Source organism: Actinacidiphila acidipaludis, from assembly GCF_019890725.1.
GTDB classification, from domain to species: domain Bacteria; phylum Actinomycetota; class Actinomycetes; order Streptomycetales; family Streptomycetaceae; genus Actinacidiphila; species Actinacidiphila acidipaludis.
The window spans coordinates 1-3,997 of record NZ_JAINZZ010000121.1 but is presented as its reverse complement, the minus strand read 5'-3'; the positions used below and the strand labels follow the sequence as shown (position 1 = coordinate 3,997).

Below are 3,997 nucleotides of genomic sequence, written 5' to 3'. Positions count from 1 at the left end.
CGTGGTGGACGGCGCCGCCGTCACCTCGTTGGTCCACTCGGTGAGCGCCCGGCGGGTCTCGGCGGGCAGCATGAGCTCCGCCCGTCCCACCGGGGCGTCGATGCCACCCCGCACCAGCGTGTCCGCGAAGTTGAGGAACCGCTCCTGGTGGCCCGCGAGTTCGGACCCGGTGTACAGGTCCGGATTGGCCTCGAAGTCGATGCTCAGGCTGCCGTCGTCCCCCTGCTCGTGCACGACGACGGACAGGTCGTCGACCGGGCCGAGGTTGAGGGTGTGCGCGCTGCTGCGGTGTCCCGCGAAGCGCAGCGCGTCGCCGAACATCATGATGTTGACGTGCGGGCCGACCAGTCGCTGGTCGTCGCCCAGCAGCCCGAGGTCGCGCCGGACGTCCTCGTACCGGTAGCGCTGGTGGCGCATCGTGCGGCGCATCTCGCCCGACACGTGGACCAGCAGGTCGCGCAGGCTCATGCCGGGGCGGACGGAGAGCCGCAGCGGCAGCATGTTGGAGACCATGCCGGGCGTGGTCCGCGCCGTCCGCCCCAGCCGGGTGGTGACCGGCAGGCCCACGACGGCCTCCGTGCCGCCGGTCAGGCTCTGCAGGTACGCGGCGAAGACGGCGGTGACGACCGGCGGGAAGGGCACGCCCGCCTCGTCGGCCGCCGCGCGCAGGGCCTTGGCGGTCTCCGGGCCGATCCGCGCGCTGCGGCGGGTGAGCCGGCGCGGCAGGAACGGCTGCGTGCCGGACAGGCTCACCGGCTCGGGGCGGTCGGCGAGGTGCTCGCGCCAGTACGCGCCGTCGAGGGCGAAGCGGTCGGAGGCGCGGTACGCGGTGTCCTCCGCGACGAGCGCGGCCAGCGGCCCGAACGGGTTCGGCGGGACGTCGGTCCCGGCCGCCAGCGCCGAGTGGACCTCCGCGACGCGCTGGGCCACCAGCGCGCTGCTGAAGCCGTCCAGGGCGATGTGGTGGCAGCGCAGGTACCAGAAGTACCGGTCGGGGGCGGCCTTGACGAGCGCGAACAGGAACAGCGGCCCGGCGAGGAGGTCCACCGGCCGGGCCAGGTCGTCCCACATCCAGGACTCGGCGGCGGCCTGCGGGTCGTCCTCGGCGCTGAGGTCGACGACCCGCAGCGACCACTCCGGGTCCGGGTCGACGATCTGCCACAGGCCGTCGGCCCGCTCGGCGAACCGGGTGCGCAGCGCGTCGGTCTCCCGGACGACCTGGTGCAGCGCGGCGTCGAACAGCGCCTCGTCGACCGGGCCGTGGATCTCCAGGTACTGCCCGCCGTTGTAGATCGGGCTGTCCGGGGCCATGCGCTGCGCGTACCACATGCCGGACTGCGCGGCGGTCAGCGGCAGCCGGACCTCGGCCGGGGCCTCCGCCGCCGGGGCCGCGACGGACGCGGTGTCGGACATGCTTGTCTCCTCGGTTGGTTCCGGGGTCACCGGGCGGTGCTCCTCAACTTCGTGCGCAGCACCGGCGCGAACTGGTCGACCGCGTGCGGCTGTGTCATCTCTCCGTGGCCGCAGGCCACGTCGTGCACCTCGACCCGGCCGCCGACGAACCGCTGCCACGTCATCGGGTCGATGCCGAGGGGCGAGCCGGCGGCGCGGAGGAAGAGCATGTCGCCGCCGAACCGGCCCGGCGCGAAGTCCTCGCTGATCCGGATGAGGTTGGTGTAGACCGCGTAGACGTTCTCCAGCCGCTCGGCGTCCAGCGCCGCCAGCGGGGAGCCGGCGGCGCGCAGCGCCGCCATCACGTCGGCCGCGTCGAGCGGCGGGGCGGCCTCCGCTCCGGGTGCGGCGGCGGTACCGCCGGCCGTCTCCAGCAGTTCGGCCAGGAACCTCTGCCAGTCGGGCTTCTCCGCCGCCGGGTTGACGTCCAGCGGGTAGGCGTCCAGCAGGCACAGCAGCGCGACCTCCTGGCCCGCCGCCTGGAGCTCGGCCGCCAGCGCCTGGGCGACGGCGCCGCCGAACGACCAGCCCAGCAGGTGGTACGGGCCCTCGGGCTGCACCGACCTGATCCGTTCCAGGTAGCCGGTGACCAGGTCCTCCGCGGTGTCCGGCAGGTCCGCGGTGTCGAGCAGCCCGCGTGCCTGCACGGCGTACAGCGGCCGGTCCTCGTCGAGGCCGCGCAGCAGCCCGGAGAACGGCCAGCCGATGCCCATGCCCGGGTGGACGCAGAACAGCGGCGGGAGGGAGCCGGCCGACCGGATGGGCAGCAGGACGTCGAGGGCGTCGCCGTCGACGCCACCGCTCTCCAGCCGCGCGGCGAGACCGGCGACCGTCGGCGTGTCGAACAGCGTGCGGATGGTCACCTCGGCGCCGAGGGCCGTCCGGATGCGCGCGGCCAGGTCCACCACGAGCAGCGAGTGGCCGCCCATGTCGAAGAAGCTGTCGTCGATCCCGATACCGGGCAGGCCCAGCACGTCGGCGAAGAGCCCGCACAGCACCTCCTCGCGGGCGTCGCGCGGCGCCCGGCGGACCGAGCCGGCGGCGAAGTCCGGCTCCGGCAGCGCCTTGCGGTCGAGCTTGCCGTTGAAGGTCAGCGGCAGCGCGTCCAGCAGGACGACGGCGGCCGGCACCATGTAGCCGGGCAGCGTCTCGCTCATGTGGCGGCGCAGCGCGGCCGGGTCGGCCGCGTCACCGGCGCCGTCCACCGGGACGGCGTAGGCGACGAGTTGGCGGCGGCCCTGCGGGTCGTCGCGGGCGACGACGGCCGCCCGGTCCACGGCGGGGTGCCCGGTCAGGACGGCCTCGACCTCGCCGAGCTCCACCCGGAAGCCGCGGATCTTGACCTGGCCGTCGGTGCGGGTGAGGAACTCCAGCGCGCCCTCGGCGTTCCAGGCGACCATGTCGCCGGTGCGGTACATGCGGGCACCGGCCGGGCCGAAGGGGTTGGCGACGAAGCGTTCCGCCGTCAGCGACGGGCGGTTGAGGTAGCCGCGGGCCAGTCCGTCGCCCGCGATGTACAGCTCGCCCGGCGTGCCGGGCGGAACCGGGGCGAGCGCCGCGTCCAGGACGTAGACCCGGGTGTTCCACACCGGGCGGCCGATGGGCGGTGCCGTCGGCGCGGGCGAGAGCGGATCGCTCATCGTCGCGGCGATGGTGGCCTCCGTCGGCCCGTAGGCGTTGATCATCCGGCGGCCGGGCGACCAGCGGGCGACCAGCTCGGCCGGCAGCGTCTCGCCGCCGACCACCACGGTCCGCAGCCCGGAGGTGTCCGGGTCCGGCAGCGTGGCCAGGACCGCCGCGGACAGCGAGAGGTGGGTGCAGCCCGCCTCGGCGACCACCGCGGCCAGTTCCTCGCCCACGAGCTGCCGCGGACCGGCGGACAGCACCAGGCTCGCCCCGGCGGTCAGCGTCATTGCGACGTCGCCCACGGACGGGTCGAAGGTGACGGCGACCCACTGCATCACGCGGCTGGTCTCGTCGATGCCCATCCGCGCCACGTGCGTCGCGGCGAAGCTCGCCAGGCCGCGGTGCGTGACGACGACGCCCTTGGGGGTGCCGGTCGAGCCGGAGGTGTAGATGACGTACGCCGGGTGGTCCACGGTGAGCGCCGCGGTCCGCTCGGCGTCGGTGACGTCGTGCTCCGGCAGGCCGGCCCACAACGCCTCGTCAAGCACCAGGAGTTCGGGCGCCGCGTCGCCCGGCACGTCCGGGGAGAAACCGTCGGCGGCGATCATCAGCGCGGGGCGGGCGTCCTGGAGCATGTGGGCGATCCGCTCGGCCGGGTGGTCCGCCGCGATCGGCAGGAACGCGGCCCCCGACTTGAGCACCGCGAGCAGCGCGGTGACGTGGTCCACCGAGCGCGGCAGTGCCAGCGCCACCGTCCGCTCCGGTCCGATGCCGCGCGCGACGAGATGCCGGGCCAGGCGGTTGGCCCGGGCGTTGAGCTCGGCGTACGACACCGTGACGTCGCCGTCCACCAGCGCGGTGTTGCCCGGCGTCCGGGCGGCCTGCGCCTCGAAGAGGGCGTTGAACGTGCCCTCGGGGA

The 3,997-nt window shown here is 74.7% G+C and carries 2 protein-coding genes; both read right to left on the bottom strand.

Annotation, left to right across the window (positions count from 1 at the left end):
- A partial coding sequence (locus K7862_RS36860) for a condensation domain-containing protein (RefSeq protein WP_262414377.1) occupies positions 1–1,413 on the bottom strand: 1,413 nt, incomplete at its 3' end.
- 26 nt (positions 1,414–1,439) lie between these two features.
- Positions 1,440–3,997: amino acid adenylation domain-containing protein (locus tag K7862_RS36855; protein ID WP_222970137.1), on the bottom strand; the 2,558-nt coding region annotated here is incomplete at its 5' end.